22 protein-coding genes are annotated in these 24,618 nt (G+C 68.8%); 8 read left to right on the plus strand and 14 right to left on the minus strand.

The annotated features are described in order from the left end of the window. Nucleotides 1-2 precede the first annotated feature (2 nt). The 4 genes from ASF45_RS34970 to purN form a co-directional block, all read right to left on the minus strand. Nucleotides 3-401, minus strand: coding sequence for a hypothetical protein (locus ASF45_RS34970; RefSeq protein ID WP_156472792.1), 399 nt, complete (start codon nucleotides 399-401; stop codon nucleotides 3-5). Between the two features lie 176 nt (nucleotides 402-577). Next, on the minus strand, nucleotides 578-1,792 hold the full coding sequence (locus ASF45_RS02690) for a fatty acid desaturase (protein ID WP_056656441.1): 1,215 nt from the start codon (nucleotides 1,790-1,792) through the stop codon (nucleotides 578-580). Between the two features lie 123 nt (nucleotides 1,793-1,915). Continuing rightward, nucleotides 1,916-3,184, minus strand: coding sequence for an RsmB/NOP family class I SAM-dependent RNA methyltransferase (locus tag ASF45_RS02695; RefSeq protein WP_056656444.1), 1,269 nt, complete (start codon nucleotides 3,182-3,184; stop codon nucleotides 1,916-1,918). A 13-nt stretch (nucleotides 3,185-3,197) separates the two neighbouring features. After that, nucleotides 3,198-3,791 carry a phosphoribosylglycinamide formyltransferase gene (gene purN / locus ASF45_RS02700; RefSeq protein WP_056656447.1) on the minus strand — a complete coding sequence of 198 codons (594 nt, stop codon included), beginning with the start codon at nucleotides 3,789-3,791 and terminating at the stop codon, nucleotides 3,198-3,200. A gap of 109 nt (nucleotides 3,792-3,900) precedes the next feature. On the opposite strand from purN, the gene ASF45_RS02705 reads away from it, so the two are divergent. After that, complete coding sequence (locus ASF45_RS02705; RefSeq protein WP_056656450.1) at nucleotides 3,901-5,079, plus strand: acyl-CoA dehydrogenase family protein; 1,179 nt, start codon at nucleotides 3,901-3,903, stop codon at nucleotides 5,077-5,079. 13 nt (nucleotides 5,080-5,092) lie between these two features. Then, entirely contained in the window at nucleotides 5,093-6,208 is a 1,116-nt protein-coding gene (locus ASF45_RS02710) for an acyl-CoA dehydrogenase family protein (RefSeq protein ID WP_056656453.1), read from the plus strand. Between the two features lie 44 nt (nucleotides 6,209-6,252). On the opposite strand, the gene ASF45_RS02715 is transcribed toward ASF45_RS02710, so the two are convergent. Then, nucleotides 6,253-6,810 carry an HNH endonuclease gene (locus tag ASF45_RS02715; RefSeq protein WP_056656456.1) on the minus strand — a complete coding sequence of 186 codons (558 nt, stop codon included), beginning with the start codon at nucleotides 6,808-6,810 and terminating at the stop codon, nucleotides 6,253-6,255. 173 nt (nucleotides 6,811-6,983) lie between these two features. On the opposite strand from ASF45_RS02715, the gene ASF45_RS02720 reads away from it, so the two are divergent. The 4 genes from ASF45_RS02720 (at nucleotide 6,984) to ASF45_RS02735 (ending at nucleotide 13,174) form a co-directional block, all read left to right on the plus strand. After that, the gene (locus tag ASF45_RS02720; protein ID WP_056656459.1) at nucleotides 6,984-8,027 is read left to right on the plus strand and encodes a bifunctional riboflavin kinase/FAD synthetase; all 1,044 of its coding nucleotides are present in this window, start codon (nucleotides 6,984-6,986) and stop codon (nucleotides 8,025-8,027) included. Nucleotides 8,028-8,134: 107 nt separating this feature from the next. Beyond that, a complete protein-coding gene (gene ileS / locus ASF45_RS02725; RefSeq protein WP_056656462.1) occupies nucleotides 8,135-10,960 on the plus strand; it encodes an isoleucine--tRNA ligase in 2,826 nt (941 codons plus the stop codon). Beyond that, nucleotides 10,960-11,448: a signal peptidase II gene (gene lspA, locus ASF45_RS02730; RefSeq protein WP_056656465.1), complete on the plus strand. Its 489-nt coding sequence runs from the start codon at nucleotides 10,960-10,962 to the stop codon at nucleotides 11,446-11,448. The genes ileS and lspA overlap by 1 nt, the downstream gene beginning before the upstream one ends. Before the next feature lie 61 nt (nucleotides 11,449-11,509). Further along, nucleotides 11,510-13,174 (plus strand): Na/Pi cotransporter family protein, encoded by a 1,665-nt coding sequence (locus ASF45_RS02735; RefSeq protein ID WP_056656468.1) that lies wholly within the window; start codon nucleotides 11,510-11,512, stop codon nucleotides 13,172-13,174. On the opposite strand, the gene ASF45_RS02740 is transcribed toward ASF45_RS02735, so the two are convergent. The 3 genes from ASF45_RS02740 to ASF45_RS02750 all read right to left on the minus strand — a co-directional run bounded on the left by ASF45_RS02740 (nucleotide 13,175) and on the right by ASF45_RS02750 (nucleotide 16,062). Further along, nucleotides 13,175-14,083 carry a diguanylate cyclase gene (locus tag ASF45_RS02740; RefSeq protein ID WP_056656471.1) on the minus strand — a complete coding sequence of 303 codons (909 nt, stop codon included), beginning with the start codon at nucleotides 14,081-14,083 and terminating at the stop codon, nucleotides 13,175-13,177. A gap of 186 nt (nucleotides 14,084-14,269) precedes the next feature. Continuing rightward, complete coding sequence (locus tag ASF45_RS02745) at nucleotides 14,270-15,073, minus strand: NUDIX domain-containing protein (protein ID WP_056656475.1); 804 nt, start codon at nucleotides 15,071-15,073, stop codon at nucleotides 14,270-14,272. Then, nucleotides 15,070-16,062 (minus strand): quinone oxidoreductase, encoded by a 993-nt coding sequence (locus tag ASF45_RS02750; RefSeq protein WP_056656478.1) that lies wholly within the window; start codon nucleotides 16,060-16,062, stop codon nucleotides 15,070-15,072. Before ASF45_RS02750 ends, ASF45_RS02745 begins: the two co-directional genes overlap by 4 nt. An 80-nt stretch (nucleotides 16,063-16,142) precedes the next feature. Here ASF45_RS02750 and ASF45_RS02755 point away from each other — a divergent pair, with 80 nt between their 5' ends. Further along, the gene (locus tag ASF45_RS02755) at nucleotides 16,143-17,060 is read left to right on the plus strand and encodes a DMT family transporter (RefSeq protein ID WP_056656482.1); all 918 of its coding nucleotides are present in this window, start codon (nucleotides 16,143-16,145) and stop codon (nucleotides 17,058-17,060) included. A gap of 3 nt (nucleotides 17,061-17,063) precedes the next feature. Here ASF45_RS02755 and ASF45_RS02760 read toward each other — a convergent pair whose 3' ends face one another. From ASF45_RS02760 to ASF45_RS02785, 6 genes are all read right to left on the minus strand, one after another. Further along, nucleotides 17,064-17,861 (minus strand): SDR family oxidoreductase, encoded by a 798-nt coding sequence (locus ASF45_RS02760; protein ID WP_056656485.1) that lies wholly within the window; start codon nucleotides 17,859-17,861, stop codon nucleotides 17,064-17,066. A gap of 86 nt (nucleotides 17,862-17,947) precedes the next feature. Further along, a complete protein-coding gene (locus tag ASF45_RS02765; protein WP_056656488.1) occupies nucleotides 17,948-19,459 on the minus strand; it encodes a tripartite tricarboxylate transporter permease in 1,512 nt (503 codons plus the stop codon). Nucleotides 19,460-19,469: 10 nt separating this feature from the next. Beyond that, the gene (locus ASF45_RS02770) at nucleotides 19,470-19,958 is read right to left on the minus strand and encodes a tripartite tricarboxylate transporter TctB family protein (protein WP_056656491.1); all 489 of its coding nucleotides are present in this window, start codon (nucleotides 19,956-19,958) and stop codon (nucleotides 19,470-19,472) included. Nucleotides 19,959-20,096: 138 nt separating this feature from the next. Beyond that, nucleotides 20,097-21,875 (minus strand): GspE/PulE family protein, encoded by a 1,779-nt coding sequence (locus tag ASF45_RS02775; protein WP_056656494.1) that lies wholly within the window; start codon nucleotides 21,873-21,875, stop codon nucleotides 20,097-20,099. Beyond that, nucleotides 21,872-22,654 carry a spermidine synthase gene (locus ASF45_RS02780; protein WP_056656497.1) on the minus strand — a complete coding sequence of 261 codons (783 nt, stop codon included), beginning with the start codon at nucleotides 22,652-22,654 and terminating at the stop codon, nucleotides 21,872-21,874. The genes ASF45_RS02775 and ASF45_RS02780 overlap by 4 nt, the downstream gene beginning before the upstream one ends. Then, a complete protein-coding gene (locus tag ASF45_RS02785) occupies nucleotides 22,638-23,525 on the minus strand; it encodes a TatD family hydrolase (protein ID WP_056656499.1) in 888 nt (295 codons plus the stop codon). The genes ASF45_RS02780 and ASF45_RS02785 overlap by 17 nt, the downstream gene beginning before the upstream one ends. A 161-nt stretch (nucleotides 23,526-23,686) precedes the next feature. Here ASF45_RS02785 and ASF45_RS02790 point away from each other — a divergent pair, with 161 nt between their 5' ends. Continuing rightward, entirely contained in the window at nucleotides 23,687-24,601 is a 915-nt protein-coding gene (locus tag ASF45_RS02790; RefSeq protein ID WP_056657446.1) for a S1C family serine protease, read from the plus strand. Nucleotides 24,602-24,618: the final 17 nt, after the last annotated feature.

The raw sequence follows: 24,618 nt of genomic DNA on the forward strand, positions 1-24,618 counted from the left end.
GTTCAGTTCTTCGTCGCTGGAGCCGTCGTCGCCGACCGGCGCGACTGGTCCAGCATCAGCGCGCGCTGGCCGGTGTTGCGCGGCGCGCTGGCCCCGCGCTCCGGATGCCCTGCCATCAGTTCCCGGCTCTGGCGTTCCGCGCGTGGGCCGACCAGTGCACCGTTGCCCGGTGGCCGCGCCGTGTCCAGGCTTCCCGCACCGCCCGCCGTACCGGGGCGGACCGCCACGCCAGGCCCGGCGCCGCCCAGGCCGACTCCGCCAGTACCGCCGTTGGCGGAGTTGCTTGTGCCACCACCGGCCGCTGCCGCTTGGGCAGCAGTCGACTGGGCACCGGCGGGCAACGCCATCGCCGCCATCCACAGGACCAGGCACCCACCGAGTTGAACAGTCCATGTAAGCATGTCTCGCTCCTGCTGCTGTTGTGACGACGCAGTATCGAGGCCGGTCTGCGGGCCGGCGCTGCGCGCTGCCACAAATGGAACACCGCCGACAGCCAACGCGACCGACCGGCTGACAAATGGACCCACCAGCAACAAAAAACCCCGCACGCGGCGGGGTTCCTGGGAGCGGGCAGCCCTCAAACGTGGGCAGAGCGCAGGCGGACGGAGAAGTCCTGCAGCGCCTGGATGCCACTGCTCTCGGCGCGGTGGCACCAGGCTTGCAGGTTGGCAGTCAGCTGTTCGCGCGTCAGCGACGTCGACAGCCACATCTGGCGCAATTCCTCGCGCATGGTGACCATCTTGTCCAGCACCGGATGCGCGGCCCGCGCCTCGGCGATCTTGGGCTGGACCGAGGCCGGCACACGTTCGTCGTCGCGGTGCAGCCAGCGGCGGGCGGCCACCAGCACCGAAGCGTCGGCCTGCTTGGCCTTGAGCGCGGCGATCTCGTCCTGGCAGGTGCGCTTGAGCTCGCGCGCATAGCCGGCCATGACTTCGTAGCGGTGGGCGATCAGGGCCTCGAGCGTCTTCTCGTCGGCAACCGGCTTGATCTGGCCCAGTTGCAGACGCGGCGGCGTCTTCTTGACCTTGGCCAGACCCACACGCTGCATCAGGCTGATGTACATCCAGCCCACATCGAACTCGTAGGGCTTGACCGAGAACTTGGCCGAAGTCGGGTAGGTGTGGTGGTTGTTGTGCAACTCCTCACCGCCGATGATGATGCCCCAGGGCGAGATGTTGGTGCTCGCGTCCGGTGCCTCGAAATTGCGGTAGCCCCAGTAGTGGCCGATGCCGTTGACGACACCGGCGGCCCAGAACGGGATCCAGACCATCTGGACGGCCCAGACGACCAGGCCCGCCGCACCGAACAACGCCAGGTTCAGGACCAGCATGAGGCCCACACCCTGCCAGCTGTAACGCGAGTACAGGTTGCGCTCGATCCAGTCGTTGGGGCAACCCAGGCTGAACTTGTTGATGGTTTCCTGGTTGTTGGTTTCCGCGCGGTACAGCTCGGCCCCCTTCCAGAACACGGTCTCGATTCCGTGGGCATGGGGGCTGTGCGGGTCGTCGGCGGTTTCGCACTTGGCGTGGTGCTTGCGGTGCACGGCCACCCATTCCCTGGTGACCTGGCCCGTGGCCAGCCAAAGCCAGAAACGGAAGAAGTGCGCAGGCAGCCAATGCAGATCCATTGCACGGTGCGCCTGGTGGCGGTGCAGATAGATCGTCACGCTGGCGATCGTGATATGCGTTGTGAGCAGTGCATACAAAACGATCTGCCACCAGGAAAAGCCCAGCAGGCCATTGGCGAGCCAGTCCACGGTAGCGTTCAGCACGGCCCAATCGGGTAGCAACATATAGGTATCAGCCCCTTCTCCGCTTCCCGCAGGCGCACACATAGCACAGATGGCGCAGCCGCAGAAACTCGCTATTGTAGGACGCTGACCCGTTTCGGCCTATGGTGCCGAAACAACCTTTTCTCAGCCCTGTCTTTGCCAGATGGCGGCAAAAAAACCGTCGGTGGCATGCCGGTGCGGCCACAGGCGCAGGAATCGGCCATCGTCGCCGGCGCACAGGGTCTGTGGGCCCGCCACTTTGAGCCGCGCCAGTTCCTGCGCCACGGGCAAGGGCACGAACGCTGGCTGCGCTGCCGAGAACGCTGCAGCGATGGCCTCGTTCTCCTGCGTCAGCAGGCTGCAGGTGGCGTAGACCAGCCGCCCACCCGGCTTGAGCAGCCGCGCCGCGCTCTGCAGCACGGCCAACTGGATGGCGGCCAGCGCATCGACGGCCGCCTGGTTCTGGCGCCACTTGAGGTCGGGGTGGCGGCGCAGCGTGCCAGTGCCGCTGCAGGGCGCATCGACCAGCACGCGGTCCATCTTGCCGGCCAGCCGCTTGATGCGCTCGTCGCGCTCGTGCGCGATGGCGACCGGGTGCACGTTGGACAGGCCGCTGCGGCCCAGACGCGGCTTGAGCGCATCAAGCCGGTGCGCCGAGGTGTCGAAGGCGTAGAGCCGGCCGGTGTTGCGCATGCCAGCGCCGATGGCCAATGTCTTGCCACCAGCGCCGGCGCAGAAGTCGGTCACCATCTCCCCGCGGCGGGCGTCCAGCAACAGGGCGAGCAGCTGCGAGCCTTCGTCCTGCACCTCGATAGCGCCGCGCGTGAACGCGTCCACGCGGTTCAGCGAAGGCTTGCCCTGCACACGCAGGCCCCAGGGCGAGTGCGGCGTGGGCTGGGACTCGATGCCGGCGGCCTTGAGCTCCTGCTGCACCTCGGCGCGCTTGGCGCTGAGCTGGTTGACACGCAGGTCCAGCGGCGCCGGGCCCAGCAGGCTGTCGGCCAGCGGCCAGAACTCCTGGCCCAGCTGGGCGCGCAGCGGCTGCGCCAGCCATTCGGGCAGGTTGTGGCGGTGGCGGTCGAGCAGGTCGGACGGAGCCACCGCCTCGCACTGCTGCAGCCACTCCTTCTCCTGCGGCGTCAACGCGGAGAACAGGAAGTCGCGCGGCCCGCCGAAGCCCAGGATGGCCAGGCGGCGTTCGCGCGGGCCCGAGCCCGAGGGCGCGAAATGCTCGTACTGCAGCTTGCGGCGCAGCACGGCGAACAAGGTGTCGGTGAGCGTGGCGCGCTCGCGCGGACCGAGGCCACGGTGGGTGCGGAAGAAGCGTGCCGCCACGGCGTCGGCGGGATGGTCGAAGACCAGCGCCTCGCGCACGAGCTCGGCGCAGGCGTCCAGAATGGCTTTGGGATGCATGGTGCGATGGTCCTCAGGCGGCAGTCAGCAGGCGCTCGATCACGCGCGGGTACATGCGGTGCTCCTGCGCCAGCACGCGGGCCGACAGGGCAGCCTCGTCGTCGCCGGGCAGCACGGGCACCACCACCTGGTCGAGGATGGGGCCGTGGTCCAGTTCCTCGGTCACGCGGTGCACGGTGGCGCCGGCCACGCGGCAGCCGGCTTCGATCGCACGCCGGTGCGTGTGCAGACCCGGGAAGGCCGGCAGCAGCGAGGGATGGATGTTGACGAGCCGGCCAGCGTAGTGACGCACGAAGCCGGGCGTCAGGATGCGCATGAAGCCGGCCAGCACCACGAGATCGGGCGCGTACGCGTCGATGGCATCGGCCAGCGCAGCATCGAAGGCGGCTCGCGGGTCGGGCGCCTGGGCAAAGGCGCGGTGGTCGACGGCCGCGGTCGGCACGCCCAGGGCGCGGGCGCGGGCCAGGCCGGCGCAATCGGGGCGGTTGCTCAGCACGGCCGCAACGCGGGCTTGCAGGCGGCCGGGCCAGTCGCGCTGCTGCGCGGTGCGCACGATGGCTTCCATGTTGGAGCCACCGCCGGAAATCAGGATCACAAGGTTCTTCATCAGCGCGCGGGATTATCCCCACACGCAGGTGACAGCCCAAAGCGCACGGTCGTGCTACAAAGCTGCGGGCCGTCGTTGGACGGCTTGCGACGACCCACAGGAGACCACCATGGATTTGGCTTTCACAGCCGAAGAGCAACAGTTCCGGGAGGAGGTGCGCGATTGGGTGCGCGCCAACCTGCCCCAGGACATTGCCTACAAGGTACACAACGCGCTGCACCAGACGCGTGACGACATGCAGCGCTGGGCCAAGATCCTGGGCGCCAAGGGCTGGCTGGGCTACGGCTGGCCCACGCAGTTCGGCGGCCCCGGCTGGAGCGCTGTGCAAAAGCACTTGTTCGAAGAGGAATGTGCGCTGGCCGGCGCGCCGCGCATCGTGCCGTTCGGCCCGGTCATGGTGGCCCCGGTGATCATGGCCTTCGGCACGCCCGAACAGCACAAGCGCTTCCTGCCCGGCATCGCCAGCGGCGAAGTCTGGTGGAGCCAGGGCTACAGCGAACCGGGCTCGGGCTCGGACCTGGCCTCGGTCAAGACCCGCGCCGAGCGCAAGGGCGACAAGTACATCGTCAACGGCCAGAAGACCTGGACCACGCTGGGCCAGTACGGCGAGTGGATCTTCTGCCTGGTGCGCACCAGCACGGAAGGCAAGCCGCAGACCGGCATCAGCTTCCTGCTGATCGACATGAAGAGCCCGGGCATCACGGTGCGCCCCATCATCATGCTCGATGGAGGTCACGAGGTGAACGAGGTGTTCTTCGACAACGTCGAAGTGCCCGCCGAGAACCTGATCGGCGAGGAGAACAAAGGCTGGACCTACGCCAAGCACCTGCTGAGCCACGAGCGCACCAACATCGCCGACGTCAACCGCGCCAAGCGCGAGCTCGAACGCCTGAAGCGCATCGCCAAGGCGGAAGGCGTCTACGACGACATCCGTTTCCGCGACGAGATCGCCAGGCTCGAGGTCGACGTGGTGGCACTGGAGATGATGGTGCTGCGCGTGCTGTCGGCCGAGAAGTCGGGCAAGAACCCGCTCGACGTGGCCGGCCTGCTCAAGATCAAGGGCAGCGAGATCCAGCAGCGTTACAGCGAACTCATGATGCTGGCCGCCGGCCCCTACAGCCTGCCCTTCATCAAGGAGGCCATGGAAGCCGGCTGGCAGGGCGACCATGTGGGCGCCGCGCACTGCGCGCCGCTGGCCGCCACCTACTTCAACATGCGCAAGACCACGATCTACGGCGGATCGAACGAGGTCCAGCGCAACATCGTCGCCCAGACCGTGCTGGGTTGAGCAGGAGACGCGAATGGACTTCAACTTCAGCGACGACCAGGAACAGCTGCGCGACGCCGTGCGCAAATGGGTCGACAAGGGCTATGGCTTCGAGCACCGCCGCGGCCTGGTCAAGGCCGGCGGCTTCTCGCGCGAGGCCTACGGCGAACTGGCTGGCCTGGGCCTGACCGGCCTGTACGTGGCCGAGGAACATGGCGGCATGGCCATGGGCCCGGTCGACGCCATGGTGGCCCTGGAAGAGCTGGGCCGCGGCATCGTGCTCGAGCCACTGGGCCAGACGCTCATCGCCAGCGGCGTGCTGTCGGGCTATGCCGACGCCGCGCTAAAGGGCACCTGGCTGCCACGCATCGCCGGGGGCGAGGCCCTCGTGGTGCTGGCCTACCAGGAGCGCGCCGCGCGCTACCGGCTGGATGTTTGCGCCGCGCACGCCAAGAAGACGGGCGATGGCTGGTCCGTCAGCGGCCACAAGAGCGTGGTGCCGGCCGGCGACCAGGCCGACGCCTTCCTGGTGCCGGCCACCATCGACGGCAAGATCGCGCTGTTCCTGGTGGAGCGTGCCGCCTCCGGTGTCGCGGCGCGCGGCTACGCCACGCAGGACGGCTCGCGCGCGGCGGAAGTCGTGTTCCAGGACGCTGCGGCAGCGCTGGTCACGGTCGATGGCCTGGCCGCGCTGGAGCATGGCGTGGACATCGGCATCGCTGCCCTGTGCGCCGAAGCCGTGGGCACCATCGACAAGACCATGGAGATCACGGCCGAGTACCTGAACACGCGCAAGCAGTTCGGCGTGGTGATCAGCAGCTTCCAGGCGCTGCGCCACCGCATGGCCGACATGAAGATGCAGCAGGAGCTGGCCCGTTCCATGAGCTACTACGCCACGCTCAAGCTCAACGCCCCGGCAGACGAGCGCCGCCGCGCCATGGCGCGCGCCAAGTACCAGCTGGGCCAGTCCATGCGCTTCGTCGGCCAGAACTCGGTGCAGCTGCACGGCGGCATCGGCGTGACCGACGAGTACGTGGGCAGCCACTACTTCAAGCGGCTCACGCAGATGGAGATGCAGTTCGGCGACACCCTGCACCACCTGGGCGAGGTCTCGGCCCGCATGCAGGACAAGGCCGGCGTATTCGCCTGAACCAGCTGGCTCCAAAAGAAGAAGCCCCGCTCAGCGGGGCTTTTTCATATGAGGAGCCGAGACGACCTTGGCACATGCGCCATCAAAAACTCCATCTGGTCCGCCAGGATGCGGCGGTTGCGCAGGATGAAGTCCTCCCACAGGCTGGGCACGTAGGGCGCGTACAGCAGCGGCATGCGCGCCTGCTCGGGCGTGCGGTTGCTCTTGCGGTGGTTGCAGCTGCGGCACGCCGTGACCACGTTCATCCAGTGGTCCTGACCCTTCTGGGCCAGCGGCACGATGTGTTCGCGCGTGAGGGCGTCCTCGGGCACATGCTGGCCGCAGTAGGCGCAGACATTGCGGTCGCGCGCGAACAGCTTGCTGTTGGTCAGGGCGGGGCGTGCGCGGAACGGGTTGACCCCCGGCACGCCCTTGGTGCCGATGATGCTGCTGATGGCGATCTTCGATTGCAGGCCCGTGACGGCGTTGTGGCCACCGCGGAACACCGCGACCTCGGCGCCGGACTCCCAGCGCACCTCGTCGGCGGCGTAGTGGAGCACCGCCTGTTCCAGCGTGATCCAGGATTGGGGCAGGCCCTGCCCCGACAGCTTCAAGACCTTCAAGTGACGCCTCCAGCTAGCGTGCATGCGCACGGACACGGAATCGCAAACATCCAGGCTGCGCGCACCACTTGCCCTGGGTGCGCCGCGTCACAATATACAGGGTTCGCCTGGCCAGGATATGACGGGCGCCGCTGGGGGCACGCCTTCGGCGCTATGGAAAAGACAACGACACCATGAAGATCTTCCGCGGCTACCACTACCGGGGCATCGCACCGGCGTGCGCGCTGACCATCGGCAACTTCGACGGCGTGCACCGCGGCCACCAGGCCATGCTGGCGCTGCTGCGCAACGAGGCCCAGCACCGCGGCGTGGAAAGCTGCGTGATGAGCTTCGAGCCGCACCCGCGCGACTACTTCGCACAGGCCACCGGCAAGCCCGAAATCGCGCCGGCCCGGATCGGTACGTTGCGCGACAAGCTGACCGAACTGGCCCGCTGCGGCGTGGACCAGACCATCGTGCTGCCCTTCCGCGCCGAGCTGGCCAGCCAGAGCCCCCAGGCCTTCATCCAGGACGTGCTGGTCGCCGGCCTGAACGTGCGCTACGTGCTGGTGGGCGACGACTTCCGCTTCGGCGCCAAGCGCGCGGGCGACTACGCCATGCTGGCTGCCGCCGGCAACGCCATGGGCTTCGAGGTGGCACGCATGAACAGCTACGAGGTCTCGCTGCCCGACGCCACGGCCGACGGCGGCCGGCGCAGCGTGCGCGTGTCCAGCTCGGCCGTGCGCGAAGCGCTGGGCCAGGGCCGCCTGGACGATGCGGCCCGCCTGCTGGGCCGGCCCTACAGCATCAGCGGCCATGTGGTGCGCGGCCGCCGGCTCGGCCGCGAACTGGGGTTCCGCACCATCAACATGCGCTTCTCGCACTGGAAGCCGGCCGCCTCGGGCATCTTCGTGGTCGAGGTGCACGGCCTGGCAGAGCAGCCGCTGGCCGGTGTCGCCAACCTGGGCGTGCGCCCGTCGCTGGACCCGAACGACGTCAACGGCGGCCGCGTGCTGCTGGAGACGCACTGCCTGGACTGGCCCGCCCACCTGGGGCCGGAGGGGGGCTACGGTAAGATCGTGCGCGTGGAACTGCTGCACAAACTGCACGACGAGCTGAAGTACGACAGCCTGGATGCCCTCACGACCGGCATCAACAGGGACTGCGAAGAGGCCCGTGCCTGGCTGGCGGCCGGCCATGCGCAGACGCGCCGGCAGACCACGCGCGACCGAATTTAGCCGCCCGGCTTGCCCGCGTTCGCGCGTGTTCCCGGCCTGCCGCCGGGCCGCGTTTCCCCCTTCCCCAGTTCCATGGCGCCGTCGCCGACGACGCCCCTGCCCGCACCATGACCGACACCACCGACTACCGCAGCACCCTGAACCTGCCCGACACGCCGTTCCCCATGCGCGGCGACCTGCCCAAGCGCGAGCCCGGCTGGGTCAAGGACTGGAACGAGCAAGGCCTGTACAAGCGGCTGCGCGCCGCACGCGCCGGCCGCCCCAAGTTCATCCTGCACGACGGCCCGCCTTACGCCAACGGCCAGATCCACATGGGTCACGCGGTCAACAAGATCTTGAAGGACATGATCGTCAAGGCGCGCCAGTTGGAAGGCTTCGACGCGCTGTACGTGCCAGGCTGGGACTGCCACGGCCTGCCGATCGAGAACGCCATCGAGAAGAAGTTCGGCCGCAAGCTCAGCCGCGACGACATGCAGGCCAAGAGCCGCGCCTTCGCGACCGAGCAGATCGCCCAGCAGATGGCCGACTTCCAGCGCCTGGGTGTGCTGGGCGAATGGGACCATCCCTACAAGACCATGGACTTCGCCAACGAGGCCGGCGAGCTGCGCGCGTTCAAGCGCGTGATCGAGCGCGGCTTCGTCTACCGGGGCCTGAAGCCCGTGTACTGGTGCTTCGACTGCGGCTCCTCGCTGGCCGAGTTCGAGATCGAGTACGCCGACAAGAAGAGCGACACGCTGGACGTGGCCTTCAAGGCGCACGACCCGGCCGCGCTGGCAGCAGCCTTCGGCCTGCCGGCGCTGTCCAAGGACGCCTTCGTCGTGATCTGGACCACCACGGCCTGGACCATCCCGGCCAACCAGGCGCTGAACCTGAACCCGGAGCTCGAGTACGCGCTGGTCGACACCGAGCGCGGCCTGCTGGTGCTGGCCGCCTCGCTGGTCGAGAAGTGCATGACGCGCTATGGCCTGCAGGGCCAGGTGCTGGCCACCGCCAAGGGCGAGAAGCTGGGCGGCCTCGAATTCGAGCACCCGCTCTACGACGTCGATGCCGGCTACCGCCGCCTGGCGCCCGTGTACCTGGCCGACTACGCCACGGCCGACGACGGCACCGGCATCGTGCACTCGGCGCCCGCCTACGGCCTGGAGGACTACAACTCCTGCACCGCCCACGGCGTGCGCAACGAGGACATCCTGAACCCCGTGCAGGGCAACGGCGCCTACGCGGATGACTTCCCGCTGTTCGGCGGCCAGCACATCTGGAAGGCCGTGCCGGTCATCCTCGACGCGCTCAAGGCTGCCGGCCGGCTGCTGGCCACCGAGACCATCAGCCACAGCTACCCGCACTGCTGGCGCCACAAGACCCCCGTGATCTACCGCGCCGCCGCGCAGTGGTTCATCCGCATGGACGAGGGCGAAGGCGTGTTCACCAAGGACAAGGCGCCGCTCACGCTGCGCCAGACCGCGCTGGCCGCGATCGAGCAGACCAGCTTCTACCCCGAGAACGGCAAGGCGCGGCTGCACGACATGATCGCCAACCGGCCCGACTGGTGCATCTCGCGCCAGCGCAGCTGGGGCGTGCCCATCCCGTTCTTCCTGCACAAGGACTCGGGCGAGCTGCACCCGCGCACGATGGAGATCCTGGACCAAGCCGCCGACATCGTCGAGAAGGGCGGCATCGAGGCCTGGAGCCGCGTGACGACGGAGGAAATCCTCGGTGCCGACGCCGCGCAGTACACCAAGAGCACCGACATCCTGGAGGTCTGGTTCGACTCGGGCTCGACCTTCTGGCATGTGCTGCGCGGCACGCACGCGCCCGGCTTCCACACCGAAGGCCCCGAGGCCGATCTGTACCTGGAAGGCCACGACCAGCACCGCGGCTGGTTCCACAGCTCGCTGCTGCTGGCCAGCGCGCTGGAGGGCCGCGCGCCCTACCGCGGCCTGCTCACGCACGGCTTCACGGTGGACAGCCAGGGCCGCAAGATGAGCAAGTCGCTCGGCAACGGCATCGACCCGCAAGAGGTCAACAAGAAGCTGGGCGCCGAGATCATCCGCCTGTGGGTGGCTGCCAGCGACTACTCGGGCGATATCGCGGGTGACGAGAAGATCCTCGCCCGCGTGGTCGACGCCTACCGCCGCATCCGCAACACGCTGCGCTTCCTGCTCGCCAACACCAGCGACTTCGACCCGACCAAGGACGCCGTGCCGGCCGAGCAGTTGCTGGAGATCGACCGCTACGCGCTCGCGCGCGCCGCGCAGTTCCAGGCCGAGATCCTGGCCCATTACAAGGTCTACGAGTTCCACCCGGTCGTGGCCAAGCTCCAGGTGTACTGCTCGGAAGACCTGGGCGCGTTCTACCTCGACATCCTGAAGGACCGCCTGTACACCACGGCCGCCGGCTCGCTGGCGCGCCGCAGCGCGCAGACCGCGCTGTGGCAGATCACCCAGGCCATGCTGCGCTGGATGGCGCCGTTCCTGTCCTTCACGGCCGAAGAAGCCTGGAAGCTGGTCGGCAGCTCGGAGTCCATCTTCACGGAAACCTACAGTGCCCTGCCCCAGCCCGACGAGGCGCTGCTGGCCAAGTGGTCGCGCATCCGCACCGTGCGCGACGTGGTCAACAAGGAGATCGAGGCCGTGCGCACCACGGGTGCCGTGGGCTCGTCCCTGCAGGCCAACGTGGTGCTGTCGGCCGCGGCCGACGACCATGCCGTGCTGGCCGCGCTGGGCGAGGACCTGCGCTTCGTGCTGATCACGTCCAAGGCAGAGTTGCGCGAAGGCGCCGAACTCGCCGTGCAGGTCACGCCCTCCGCGGACACCAAGTGCGAGCGCTGCTGGCATTACCGCGCCGACGTGGGCAGCGACCCGGCGCACCCGACGCTGTGCGGCCGCTGCACCAGCAACCTGTTCGGCGCCGGCGAAAACCGGGTCTTCGCCTGATGTCCGGCAGCGTGCGCGCGCGCTGGTGGCCCTGGCTGCTGCTGGCGGCCGCGATCTTCGTGGCCGACCAGTGGACCAAGCAGTGGATCCTGGACCACTACCAGCACGGCGACGCCACCGTCGTCACCAGCTTCTTCAACATCGTGCGCGCGCACAACCCGGGCGCGGCCTTCTCCTTCCTGGCCGGGGCCTCGGGCTGGCAGCGCTGGTTCTTCACGGCCATCGGTGTGGGCGCGGCGGTGTTCATTGTCTGGCTGCTGCGCGCGCATGCGGGCCAGCGCCTGTTCTCGTTCGCGCTGACGCTGATCCTGGGCGGCGCCATCGGCAACGTGGTCGACCGACTGCAGCACGGTTACGTGGTCGACTTCCTGGACTTCCACTGGGCCGGCTGGCATTTCCCGGCCTTCAACATCGCCGACAGCGGCATCACGGTGGGTGCCGTGCTGCTGATCCTCGACGAGTTGCGGCGCATGCGGCGCAGCCGCTGAGCCGCTGACTGTGGCCACCAGGCCACAGCGTGGTGCAGGCGTATAGTCGTCTGCACATTCCATGAAGCATTTGCTGAATCTGTTGGCAGCCATCGCGCTGCTGGTCTGGGGGACGCACATGGTGCGCACCGGCATCCTGCGCGTGTTCGGCGCCAACCTGCGCAGCACGCTGTCGCACAGCCTCTCCAACCGCTTCTCGGCGTTCGCCTCGGGCCTGGGCGTCACGGCCCTGGTGCAGTCCAGCACGGCCACCGCCCTCATCGTTTCTTCCTTCGTCGGCCAGGGCCTGGTGGCGCTGCCGGCCGCGCTCGCCGTGATGCTGGGCGCCGACGTGGGCACCAGCCTCATGGCTGTGGTGTTCTCGTTCGACCTGTCCTGGCTCTCGCCGCTGTTGATCTTCGTCGGCGTGGTGCTGTTCATGGCGCGCCAGTCCAGCAACGTGGGCCGCTTCGGCCGCGTGCTGATCGGCCTGGGCCTCATGTTGCTGGCGCTGCGACTGGTCACCGCCTCCACGGCCGTGCTGACACAGGCACCGGCCATCAAGTCCTTGCTGGGTTCGCTGTCCAGCGACCTCATGCTGGAGATCACGGTCGGTGCGCTGCTGGCCGTGGTCTGCTACTCCAGTCTCGCCATCGTGCTCCTGACGGCCACGCTCGCGGCCTCGGGCGTGGTGCCGGCCGAGGTGGCGCTGGGCCTGGTGCTGGGCGCCAACCTGGGCAGCGGTGCGCTGGCCGTGCTGACCACCGCACGCTCGGCGGTCGAGGTGCGCCAGGTGCCCATGGGCAACCTTGTGTTCAAGCTGCTCGGCGTCGCGCTGGCCGCGCCCTGGATCGGCCTGTGGATGCGGGTCGTGCAGCCCTACATCGCCGACACGGCCACGCTGGTGGTGCTGTTCCACCTGAGCTTCAATGTCGTCGTGGCCATCGTCTTCATCGGGCTCACGAACGGGATCGCGCGCGGCGTGGAGCGCTGGCTGCCGCGCCAGCCGCGCGGTCAGGGCGGGCCACTGGATCGGCCCCAGCACCTGGACCCCTCGGCCCTGGCCACGCCCTCGCTGGCGATCTCCTGCGCGGCGCGCGAGGCGCTGCACCAGGCCGACGTGGTAGAGACCATGCTGCGTGGCGTGCTCGACGTGATCGTGCGCAACGACCTGCGCCTGGCGGAAGACCTGCGCAAGCTCGACGACACGGTGGACCAGCTCTACTCCTCGATCAAGTACTACCTGACCAAGATCTCGCGCGAGGCGCTGGGTGAGGAAGAGAGCCAGCGCTGGACCGACATCATCAGCTTCACGATCAACATGGAGCACATCGGCGACACCATCGAGCGCGTGCTGATCGACATCGAGGACAAGAAGATCCGTCCCGGCCGCAGCTTTTCGGAGGCCGGCATGGCCGAGATCCGCGAACTGCACGAGCGCCTGCTGTCCAACCTGCGGCTGGGCATGAGCGTGTTCCTCAACGGCACCGTGCACGACGCGCGCAAGCTGCTGGAGGAGAAGGCGCGCTTTCGCGACCTGGAACGCGCCTACTCGCGCACCCACCTGGCGCGGCTGACCGACAAGACCGTGCCCAGCATCGAGACCAGTTCGCTGCACATCGACCTGCTGTCCGAACTCAAGCGCATCAACTCGCACATCTGCTCGATCGCCTACCCGATCCTGGACTCGGCCGGCGCGCTGGCGCCCAGCCGCATCCGCGAGTCCAAGTTCGACGAACTGGGCTGATCAGCCCTCGGAGACGACCCGGTTGCGGCCTGCGCGCTTGGCGACGTAGAGCCGGCGGTCGGCCTGCAACAGCAGCGCGGCGCCGGACAGGTCCTCGGAGCGTGCCGCATGCGTGACGCCCATGCTGACGGTCACGCAGGGCGCGGCGTCCGACCAGGCATGCGGCAACGCCAGCTGCTCGATCTCCGCGCGCAGGCGCTCGGCGCGCAGCGCCGCGCCCGACAGGTCGGTGTCGGGCATCAGCAGCACGAATTCCTCGCCGCCATAGCGTGCGGCCAGGTCCGCGGGGCGGCGCATGCCGGCCTGCAGCACGCGGGCGATGGACTGCAGTGCCCGGTCGCCCTTGGCGTGGCCGTAGTGGTCGTTGTATTGCTTGAAGCAATCTACGTCGAGCAACGCCAACGCCAGCCCCACGCCCCCCCGGGTGGCCCGCGCCGTCTCCTGGGCCAGCATGTCGTCGAAATGGCGGCGGTTCGGGATCTCGGTGAGGCCGTCGATGCGCGCCAACTGCTCCAGCAGACGGCGCTGGCGCGCCAGCTGCAGATGCAGGGCGACACGGGCGCGCACCACGGCAGCATGGAAAGGCTTGACGACGTAGTCGGAGGCGCCGGCGCGCAAGCCGCGTTCCTCCTCGGCCGCCGAATCCAGGCCCGTGATGAAGATGACGCCGATCAAGGAGGTGCGTCCATCGGCCTTGAGCAGGCGCAGCACCTCATGGCCGTCCAAACCCGGCATCACCACATCCAGCAGGATGAGATCGGGCTGATGCTGGCGCGCCAGCTCCAGGCCCTGTTCGCCGTTGCGCGCAGCGATCACGGCGTAGTCCGACCGCAGCAGGTCGGTCAGCATCTGGCGGTTCAGTGCCGAGTCGTCCACGACCAGCACAGTCTGCCGCTCGTTCGAATCCATGTGGTGCCCCTTCGTGCAGGCTCCCCACGCGCGTTCAGCCCGGGGGGCCGGTGCTCCACCACATCGTATCCGCTGCGTCCTGCTGCCCACTTGCATTCCATGGATGCCAGATGCATACATGGAAGGTCCGTGGCGTTGGGGCGACGCCAAGGGTGTCAACAATGACAGGGTGTGAACAGAAGCGCGCTACTCACCCAGCGCCTGCAGCAGGATCAGCGCGGCCTCGTCGGTGAACAGGCCTTGCTGCAGGCGTGCCACCACCTCGTCGGGCGGCACGCATTCGAAGCGCTCCACCTCGCCATCCTGGTTGCTGGGCACCACGCCCTCGGGCAGCACGCAACGGCTCCACGCGATGTCCTCGACGAGGTAGCCGTGGCGGGTGCCGTCACCGGCCGGCCGGCGCTGGTGCACCCATCCAGCCTGGTAGAGGTCCTGCAAGGCCTCCAGGTGCAAGCCGGCCTCCTCCCAGGTCTCGCGTTCCAGCGCGGTGTCCAGCGTGTCGCCCGCGGCGACCATGCCGCCCATCAGCGTGTCCCACAGGCCGGGATCGTTGGCCTTGTCGAACGCGCGCTGCTGCAGCCAGACATGGCCGCGTGCATCGAAGCCGACCAGATGCACGGCGCGGGTCGCGATGCCCAGCACGCGCACCACGGCACGCTCCACGCTGGCCAGCGGCACGCCGTGCACATCGCAGACGGCCAGTTGCTCGTCGCGCCAAGCATGGGCCAGGCCCGCGGCGCGCAACGCCCGTGCCAGCCGCTCCAGGCTGTCGCCCAGTGCGCCACGAACGCAATAGGCCATGCCCTCGCGGCACAGCAGCGCCGTCCCGTCGGCCGCCGCCAGGCGGCCCAGCGCCAGCGGCAGCGCCGGCTCGATGCTGCCGATCTCGCGTTCCTGCCACAGCAGCGGCACGCGTGGGGCCAGTGGCGCCTGGTCGGCGCGCGCCAGCAGCGCCGCGCACCAGGCCGGGTCCAGCGCCAGCGCGTTCACAAGGTCAGGATGGAGCAGCCGGTCGTCTTGCGCGCCTCCAGGTCGCGGTGCGCCTGTTGCACCTGCTCCAAGGGATAGCGCTGGTCGATGCGGATCTTCACGTCGCCGCGCAGCACCACGTCGAACAGGTCGTCGGCCATGGCCTGGTTGCTCTCGCGCGTGGCGATGTGCGTGAACAGCGTGGCGCGCGTGAGATACAGCGAGCCCTTGTTGCCCAGCAGGCCGGGCGCGAACGGCGGCACCGCGCCGGACGCGTTGCCGAAGCTGGCCATGAGGCCGAAGGGCTGCAGGCAGTCCAGCGATTTGTCGAAGGTGTCCTTGCCGATGGAGTCGTACACCACCTTGACGCCCTTGCCGCCCGTGATCTCCTTGACGCGGACCAGGAAGTCCTCGCGCTTGTAATCGATGGCATGGGCCGCGCCGTGGGCCAAAGCCAGCTGGCACTTCTCGGGCGAGCCGGCAGTGCCGATCAGCTGCAGACCCAGCGCGCGCGCCCACTGGCAGGCGATGAGGCCCACGCCGCCGGCCGCGGCATGGAACAGCACATGGTCGCCGCGCTGCAACCCACCCTGGGGCAGCGTCTTCTTGAGCAGGTATTGGGCCGTGAGGCCCTTGAGCATCATGGCCGCGCCGGTCTCGAAATCGATGGCGTCGGGCAGCTTGCACACGTTCCTGGCCGGCATCACGCGCACTTCGCAGTAGCTGCCGGGCGGCTGGCTGGCGTAGGCCGCGCGGTCGCCCACCGCGAGGTGCGCGACGCCGGAGCCCACGGCCTCGACGATGCCCGAGGCCTCCATGCCCAACTGCAGCGGCATGGGCAGCTGGTACAGGCCGCTGCGCTGGTAAACGTCGATGAAGTTCAGGCCGATGGCCTTGTGGCGGATGCGGATCTCGCCCGGGCCGGGTTCGCCCACCTGCACCTGCACCAGCTGCATTTCCTCGGGGCCACCATTGCGCTCGATGCGGATGGCCTTGCTCGTCGTCGTCATGTCGTCCTCTCTTCCTCGCGTGCGCGTGCAATCGAAGCGGCGGATGCTAGCAGCGATGGCCCGTTGTTACAGTCGCTTCGATGCCTTCGCAACGCCTGACGCCTTCCACGGTCGCCCTGCTCACACTCCCCCCCCTGATGTGGGCCAGCAACGCCATCGTCGGCCGGCTCGTGGCCGGCATGATCCCGCCCGTCCTGCTGAACTTCCTGCGCTGGGTGCTGGTGTTCGCGCTGCTGCTGCCGCTGGCCGCGGCGGTGCTGCGGCGCGGCTCGGGCCTGTGGGAGCACCGCCGCGGCCTGTTGCTGCTGGGCCTGCTCAGCGTGGGCTGCTACAACGCACTGCAGTACCTGGCGCTGCAGACCTCCACGCCCATCAACGTGACGCTGGTCGGCTCCAGCCTGCCGGTCTGGATGCTGGCCATCGGCCTGCTGTTCGGCGCACCGGTCTCGCACCGGCAACTGCTCGGCGCGGCCCTGTCGGTCGCCGGCGTGCTCGTGGTGCTGGCCCGTGGCGAGCTGCAGCAGCTGCTGCACCTGCGCCTGGTGCCGGGCGACCTGTACATGCTGGCCGCCACGCTGGCCTGGGCCGCCTACAGCTGGCTGCTGACGCGGCCGGGCTACCCGGCCTCGCTGCGCGCGCACTGGGCGGGCTTTCTGATGGCACAGGTGGTGTTCGGCCTGCCCTGGGCCGGCGCCTTCGCGCTGGGCGAGGCCCTCTGGATGGGCCCGGTGGCCACGGCCTGGGGCTGGCCGCTGGCCGGTGCGCTGCTCTACATCGCGCTCGGCCCCTCGCTGACCGCCTACCTGTGCTGGGGCGCGGGCGTGCGCCGCGTGGGGCCCAGCACCGCGGGCTTCTTCGCCAACCTCACGCCGCTGTTCGCGGTGCTGCTGTCCGGCCTCGTGCTGCGCGAACCGCCACGGCTGTACCACGGCCTTGCCTTCGCGCTGATCGTGGGCGGCATCGTCGTGTCCTCGCGCAGGCCCGAGGCCGCCCGCTGAGGCTCAGTGGGTGCCGGGGTAGGCGCCGCCGTCCGGCAGGATGTTCTGGCCCGTGATGTAGCTGGCGTGCTGGCTGCACAGGAAGGCGCAGATCGCGCCGAACTCGGCCGGCGTGCCCAGGCGCCGCGCCGGGATGTTGTTCTTGCGCGCGGCGACGATGTCCTCGACCGGCTTGCCGGTCTTGGCGGCCTGGCCGGCCACGGTGGCGCGGATGCGGTCGGTGTCGAACACGCCGGGCAGCAGGTTGTTGATGGTCACGTTGGCCGAGGCCAGTTTCGTGGTGCGCGCCACGCCGGCGACGAAGCCCGTGAGGCCGCTGCGCGCGCCGTTGGACAGGCCCAGCACGTCGATCGGCGCCTTCACCGAGCTCGAGGTGATGTTGACGATGCGCCCGAAGCCGCGCGCCGCCATGCCATCGACCGCGCCCTTGATCAGTTCGATCGGCGTCAGCATGTTGGCGTCCAGCGCCTTGACCCAGTCCTCGCGGTCCCAGTCGCGGAAGTCGCCGGGCGGCGGGCCACCGGCATTGGTCACGATGATGTCGAATTCGGGCCGCAGGGCGAACACGGCCGCACGGCCGGCCGGCGTCGTGATGTCGGCCGCCACGTGGCGGACCTCGGCAGCGGCGGGGCGCTGCGGATCGTCCAGCAGCGTGCGCTCTGCCGCCTGCAGCGCCTCGGCACCGCGCGCCACGATCAGCACGTTCACGCCTTCGCGCACCAGCGCCTGCGCGCAGCCGAAGCCCAAGCCCTTGCTCGCGCCGCACACCAGTGCCCACTTGCCTGCAATACCCAGATCCATCACGTTCTCCGTTGTTGGCCAAAGCGGCCGATCATAGAAAAAACGGCGCCCGAGGGCGCCGTTCATGGGAAAGGCCGCGAACGACGTCAGTCTTCGACGAAGGCCTCTTCGCGCTTGTTCTTGACCGCCGGCAGCAGCACGATGATCACGAGGATGGCGGCGGCGATCAGCAGGCCGGCGGAGATCGGGCGCGTGACGAACACGCTCCAGTCGCCACGCGACAGCAGCAGCGCGCGGCGCAGGTTCTCCTCCATCATCGGCCCCAGGATGAAACCCAGCAGCAGCGGCGCGGGTTCGCAGCCCAGCTTGGCGAACAGGTAGCCGATGAAGCCGAAGGCACCCACCATCCAGATATCCCAGGTGTTGTTGTTGGTCGAGTACACGCCGATCGCGCAGAACAGCACGATGGACGGGAACAGGAACTTGTAGGGCACGGTCAAGAGCTTGATCCACATGCCGATCAGCGGCAGGTTCAGGATCACCAGCATCGCGTTGCCCAGCCACATCGAGGCGATCAGGCCCCAGAACAGTTCCGGGTTGCTGGTCATCACCTGCGGGCCCGGCTGGATGTTGTGGATGGTCATGGCACCCACCATCAGCGCCATCACGGCGTTGGGCGGGATGCCCAGCGTCAGCAGCGGGATGAACGAGGTCTGCGCGCCGGCGTTGTTGGCCGACTCGGGCGCGGCAACACCGCGGATGTTGCCCTTGCCGAACGGCACTTCGCCCGGATGCAGCTTGGTCTTCTTCTCGATGGTGTAGGCCGCGAAGGCCGCCAGCAGTGCACCGCCACCGGGCAGGATGCCCAGGGCCGCGCCCAGCGAGGTGCCGCGCAGCACGGCCGGCAGCATGCGCTTGAAGTCCTCCTTGGTCGGGAACAGGCCAGTGACCTTGCCCGTGAACACTTCACGCTCATCCGCGGGCTTGGACAGGTTGGTGATGATCTCGCCGTAGCCGAACACACCCATGGCGATGGCCACGAAGCCGATGCCGTCGGTCAGTTCGGGCACATCGAAGCTGAAGCGGGCCACGCCGGAATTCACGTCGGTACCGACCAGGCCCAGCAGCAGGCCCAGCACGATCATGGCGATGGCCTTGAGCAGCGAGCCCGAGGCCAGCACCACGGCGCCGATCAGGCCCAGGATCATCAGCGAGAAGTACTCGGCAGGGCCGAACTTGAACGCGACTTCGGTCAGCGGCGGCGCGAACGCGGCCAGGATCAGCGTACCGACCGAGCCCGCGAAGAACGAGCCCAGGCCGGCAGCAGCCAGTGCTGGTCCTGCGCGCCCCTTGCGCGCCATCTGGTAGCCGTCGATCACGGTCACCACCGAGGAGGACTCGCCCGGCAGGTTGACCAGGATGGCGGTGGTGGAACCGCCGTACTGCGCGCCGTAATAGATGCCGGCCAACATGATGAGCGCGGACACCGGCGGCAGCGCGTAGGTGGCCGGCAGCAGCATGGCGATGGTCGCCACCGGACCGATGCCCGGCAACACGCCGATCAGCGTGCCCAAGATGCAGCCGACCAGGCAGTACAGCAGGTTGGTCAGCGTGAAGGCGACGCCGAAACCCAGCGAGAGGTTGTGAATCAGATCCATGGTGTGCAACTCAGCCCGTGATGAAGGTCGGCCAGACCTGGATCTGGAGCTTCAGGGCCCAGATGAATGCGAAGTAGCTGCCGATGGCCAGCACCGTGGCCAGGATCAGCACCGATTTGATGTTGAACTCGTGGCCGGCCAGGCTGGCGATGATGGTCAGTGCGTAGATGGCGGCGATCAAGCCCATCGCCGGGACACCCAGGCTGGGCAAGCCGCCCAGCAGGATGCCGAACGCCAGGTTGGCGCCCAGGATGAAGAACACCTGCTTCCACGCCCACTTGCCGATCTTGTCGCCGTCCGGCGTCTCGGTCACCAGGGCGGTGAAGGTGATGATCATGCCGATGATGGCCATGACGATGCCCAGCATGAGCGGGAAATAGCCCGGTCCCATGCGGGCGCCGTTGCCCACCGTGTAGGTCGTCGCGCCCCAGGCGAACGCAACACCGACGACGGTGAACATGAGCCCTGAGAAAAAGTCTTTCTGACTTTTGATGTTCACAAAAATGCCTCCTCAAACTGCAAAGGTGGCGCATTGTGGGGGCATTCAAACGGCCAACAGATGTGGATTCCACCTACATGCTTGCTGACGTCCGCCTGACCCATGGCGGTGCTGCGATGGCCGTTTTGTGAGCGATGGTCACGCCGTCGGCGGCGCCTCCAGCGGTGGCGTGGCGCTGAGCACCTCGGCCATGGTGGTCAGCCCTTCGGCCACGCGCAGCGCACCCGCCAGGCGCAGCGGCCGCATGCCGTCCACCAGCGCCTGGCGGCGCAGTGCCGACGGCTGGCCGCCGGCCTGGGCAAGTTTGTCCTTGAAGCTCTCGCTGACGGTCAGCAGTTCGTACAGACCCATGCGGCCCATGAAGCCGGTCATGCGGCATTCCAGGCAGCCGACCGGCTTGTACGGCGTGCAGACACCGTTGATGCGCCAGGGCTGGATCACGCGGCTCAAGGTCTCGGCCGTGGTGCTCTCGTCGGGCGCGCGGCAGTGACGGCACAGCACGCGCACCAGGCGCTGCGCGAGCACGCCCAGCACCGTGGCGTTGAGCAGGTAGGCCGGCACGCCCAACTCCATGAGCCGCGTCAGCGCAGCCGGCGCGTCGTTGGTGTGCAGCGTGGAGAACACCAGGTGGCCCGTCAGCGCCGACTGGATCGCCATCTCCGCCGTCTGCAGGTCGCGGATCTCGCCGACCATGATCACGTCCGGATCCTGGCGCATGAGCGCGCGCAGGCCCTCGGCGAAATCGAAGTCCAGTTGGGGCTGCACCTGGGTCTGGTTGAAGGCCGGCTCGATCATCTCGATCGGGTCTTCGATGGTGCTGACGTTGAGCGCCTCGGTCGCCACGCGCTTGAGCGTGGAGTACAGCGTGGTGGTCTTGCCCGAGCCGGTCGGGCCGGTGACGAGGATGACGCCGTGCGGCTGGCGCACCAGCGCCTCCCAGCGCTGGGCGTCGTGCGGCGAGAACCCCAGCGCATCCAGGTCCTTGACGGCGGTGTCGGGGTCGAAGATGCGCATCACCATCTTCTCGCCGAAGGCCGTGGGCAGCGTGGACAGGCGCATCTCGATCTCGTCGCCACGCGGGTTGCGTGTCTTGATGCGGCCGTCCTGCGGCCGGCGCTTTTCCACCACGTCCATGCGGCCCAGCAGCTTGACGCGCGCGACCACCGCATTCATGACGCCCATGGGCATCTGGTACACCGGATGCAGCACGCCATCGATGCGGAAACGGATCACGCCCTGCTCGCGCCGCGGCTCCAAGTGGATGTCGCTGGCGCGCTGGTTGAAGGCGTATTGCCAGAGCCAGTCCACGAGTTGCACCACGCCCTGGTCGTTGGCATCCAGCGTCTTGTTGGATTTGCCGAGCTCGACCAGTTGCTCGAAGCTGGCCAGGCCCGCGCTGCCGCCAGCCTTTTGCGCCGCGCGCACCGATCTGGCCAGCGCGAAGAACTCGGCCGTGTAGCGCTGGATGTCCAGCGGGTTGGCGACCACCCGGCGCACGCTGCGGCGCGACTGGCGCTCGACCTCGGGCACCCAGTCGCTGACGAAGGGCTCGGCCGTCGCCACCACCACCTCGCCCGCGCCGACCTGCAGCGGCAGCACCTTGTGGCGCTCGGCGTAGACGGCGCTCATGGTGTCGGCCACCTTGCCCACGTCGACCTTGAGCGGGTCGATGCGCTGGTAGGGCAGGCCGGCGCGGCCGGCCAGCCACTCGGCCAGCATCTCGATGTCCAGCGGCTTGCCGTCGCCTGCGCGCGCCATGGCCACGCTGGCCAGCCGCACCAGGGCCGGCTGCGCGCTCTCGGCTTGCGAGCAGCGCGCCACGGTGCGGCGGTGCTCTTCGGCCGCGATCACGCCGTCGGCGGCCAGCCAGTCGACCAGCAGGCGCCAGTTGACCGGGCCGACGTAGGCCTGTGTCATGGCGCCACCGGACCGAGCACGCGCAGCCACTTGCGCGCCGGCAGGCCCCAGCGCGATTCGATGTCGGCCGCGCGGGCCAGCAGGTCGGCCCGCTCGGGCCGGCTGGCCTCGCGCTGGGCCAGCACCACGGTGTTGCCCTCGCGCGTGGGCCGGAAGGCCCAGACCGCGCGCTCGCCGAAGGCCTCGGCGATGCGTGCCAGGCTCGCCTCGTAGCTGGACGAGCGGCCGAACAGGTTGACCGTCATGGCGCCGTCCTCGGTCAGCAGGCGGCGGCAGTCGGCGTAGAAGTCGGCACTGTCGAGCACGGGCGAGGCCGCCTCCTGGTCGTACAGGTCGACCTGCAGCGCGTCCACCGTCCCGTGCAGCGTGACGTCCAGCACCGCCAGGCCCGCATCGGCCAGGCGCACCTGCAGCCGCGCATCGTCGGGCGGCAGCTTGAACCAGCCGCGGCAGGCCGCGATCACCTGCGGGTTGAGCTCGATCACCGTGGTGCGCAGGCGCAGCTTCTTGTGGCAGAACTTGGTCAGCGCACCGGCCCCCAGGCCCAGCTGCATGGCGTGGCGCTTGGTGATGCCGTCCGCGGGCACGAACAGCAGCCAGGCCATCATGCGCTGCACGTACTCGAGCTCGATGTCGTAGGGCCTGTCGATCAGCATCGAGCCCTGCACCCATTCGGTGCCCAGGTGCAGCGTGCGCACCACGCCGTCGTCGGCGAACTGCACCTCGGGCAGCGCGGGCTGGGCGCGCCGTGCCTGGGTGGATTTAGCGGCTTTGGTCATCGCCCGCGATTGTGGCCTGCTCCTGCCACAGCGCTCGCAGGCGCGGCAGCGCCACCAATGCGTTGGCCGTGGTGGCCGCCTCGATGGCAGCCAGCGGCAGGCCGCGCAACGCCACCAGCGTCTCGGCGATGCGCGGCAGCTCGGCCGGCGTGTTCAGGCCCTGGGGCCGGCCGGCCGCGCGCTCTGACTGGCGCACATAGAGCCACTGCGGCGGGATGTCGGGCGCATCGGTCTCCATCACGATGGCATCCAGCGGCAGTTCGGTGGCCAGCTGGCGCAGCTGGCGCGCCGTGTCGAAGGTCATGGCGCCGCCGAAGCCGAGCTTGAGGCCCTGGGCCAGCACGGCCTGCGCCTGCTGCAAGCTGCCGTTGAAGGCATGGGCGATGCCCTCCCAGCGCCCGCCCGCGCCGACCTCGCGCAGCTGGCGCAGGACCTGGTCGACGCTGCGCCGCGTGTGCACGATGACGGGCAGGCCGTGCCGCCGCGCCAGTTGCAACTGCTTGCGAAAGAAATGCAGCTGGCGCGCGCGCATGGCCGGCTCGGTCAGTTCGGGCACGAAGAAGTCCAGCCCGATCTCGCCCACGGCCACCAGGCGCGGATCGCCGGCATGGGCCGCCAGGGCCGCGTCCAGGCGTTCCAGGTCGCCATCGTCGGCGCGCGGCACCAGCAGCGGGTGGATGCCCAGTGCATAGGCGTCGCCGGTGCGGTGGGCGAAGGCGCGCACGGTGTCGAAATCGAACACGCCGACTGCCGGCAGCACGCACAACGCCACGCCGCGCTCGGCCGCCTGGGCGCGCGCGGCCAGCGCGCGCCAGTGGTCCTGGCCGAACTCGGGCGCGTCCAGGTGGCAATGGGTGTCGATCCAGGGCATGGCACCACTGTAGCGCGCGGTCCTGGGGACGCCGCACGCCGCTGGCGCCCCATCGCCGCACGTCGCCTGAGGGATGCCGTCCGGCCGGGGATGCGCCCCGGAATGAACCGTGGTACTGTAATTGCGTAGATCCGCAACGTCCCTCCCATCAGGTGATCACCATGCGCAGGCCGGCTCTTTACAGCAGTGCATCCCGTGCCCGACCCGAGCCGCCGGATGCCGACGCTACCCCCTCGCCCCCCCAGCCTCCCGAAGCCGTGCCTGCGGCACCGCCGGCCGCGCGCAAACGCTGGTGGAGCGATCCGCGCCTGCTTTGGGCCACCATCGCGCTGTTGGCTGCGGCGGCACTGGGAGCCGGAACGCTCGCCCTGCGCCCCGGCGCGCGGATGCTGACACAGAAGGACATCGACGCGGCCGTCATGCGCACGCTGGAGACCAATGTGCTGCCCTCGCCGGCCGCCAAGGCCTACGCCGCCATCATCCCCTCGGTGGTGCGCGTGATGGGCTTTGTCAAGAGCAAGGACGGCAAGCAGGACGTGGAGCAGGGGGTGGGCACCGGCGTGGTGATCGTCGACAAGGGCATCATCCTGACCAACCTGCACGTGGTCGCAGGCGCGCAGTCCATCAAGGTCACCTTCTCCGACGGCATGGAAACCACGGCCAGCGTGACCGGCACCCAGCCCGAAAACGACCTGGCGGTCCTGCAGGCCCACAAGATCCCGGACGACATGATCGCGGCGACCATGCGCTCCACGGCCGACCTGATGCCGGGCGACCAGGTCGTCGCGGTGGGCTTTCCGTTCGGCATCGGCCCCTCCACGTCCGCGGGCGTGGTCTCGGGCCTGGGCCGCTCGTTCCGATCGCCGGAAGGCAAGCATGTGCTGACCAACCTGATCCAGTTCGACGCCGCGGCCAATCCCGGGAACTCCGGCGGTCCCCTGGTCACCATGGATGGGCAGGTGGTCGGCATCGTCACCGCCATCCTGAACCCCTCGCAGCAGCGCACCTTCGTGGGCATCGGCTTCGCCGTGCCGATCGAGAACGCCGCTTCCGCGGTCGGCCTGCACCCCTTCTGACAACCCGAGGACCCTCC

The sequence above is a fragment of the Pseudorhodoferax sp. Leaf265 genome (assembly GCF_001422365.1).
In the GTDB taxonomy this organism is placed as follows: Bacteria; Pseudomonadota; Gammaproteobacteria; order Burkholderiales; family Burkholderiaceae_C; genus Pseudorhodoferax.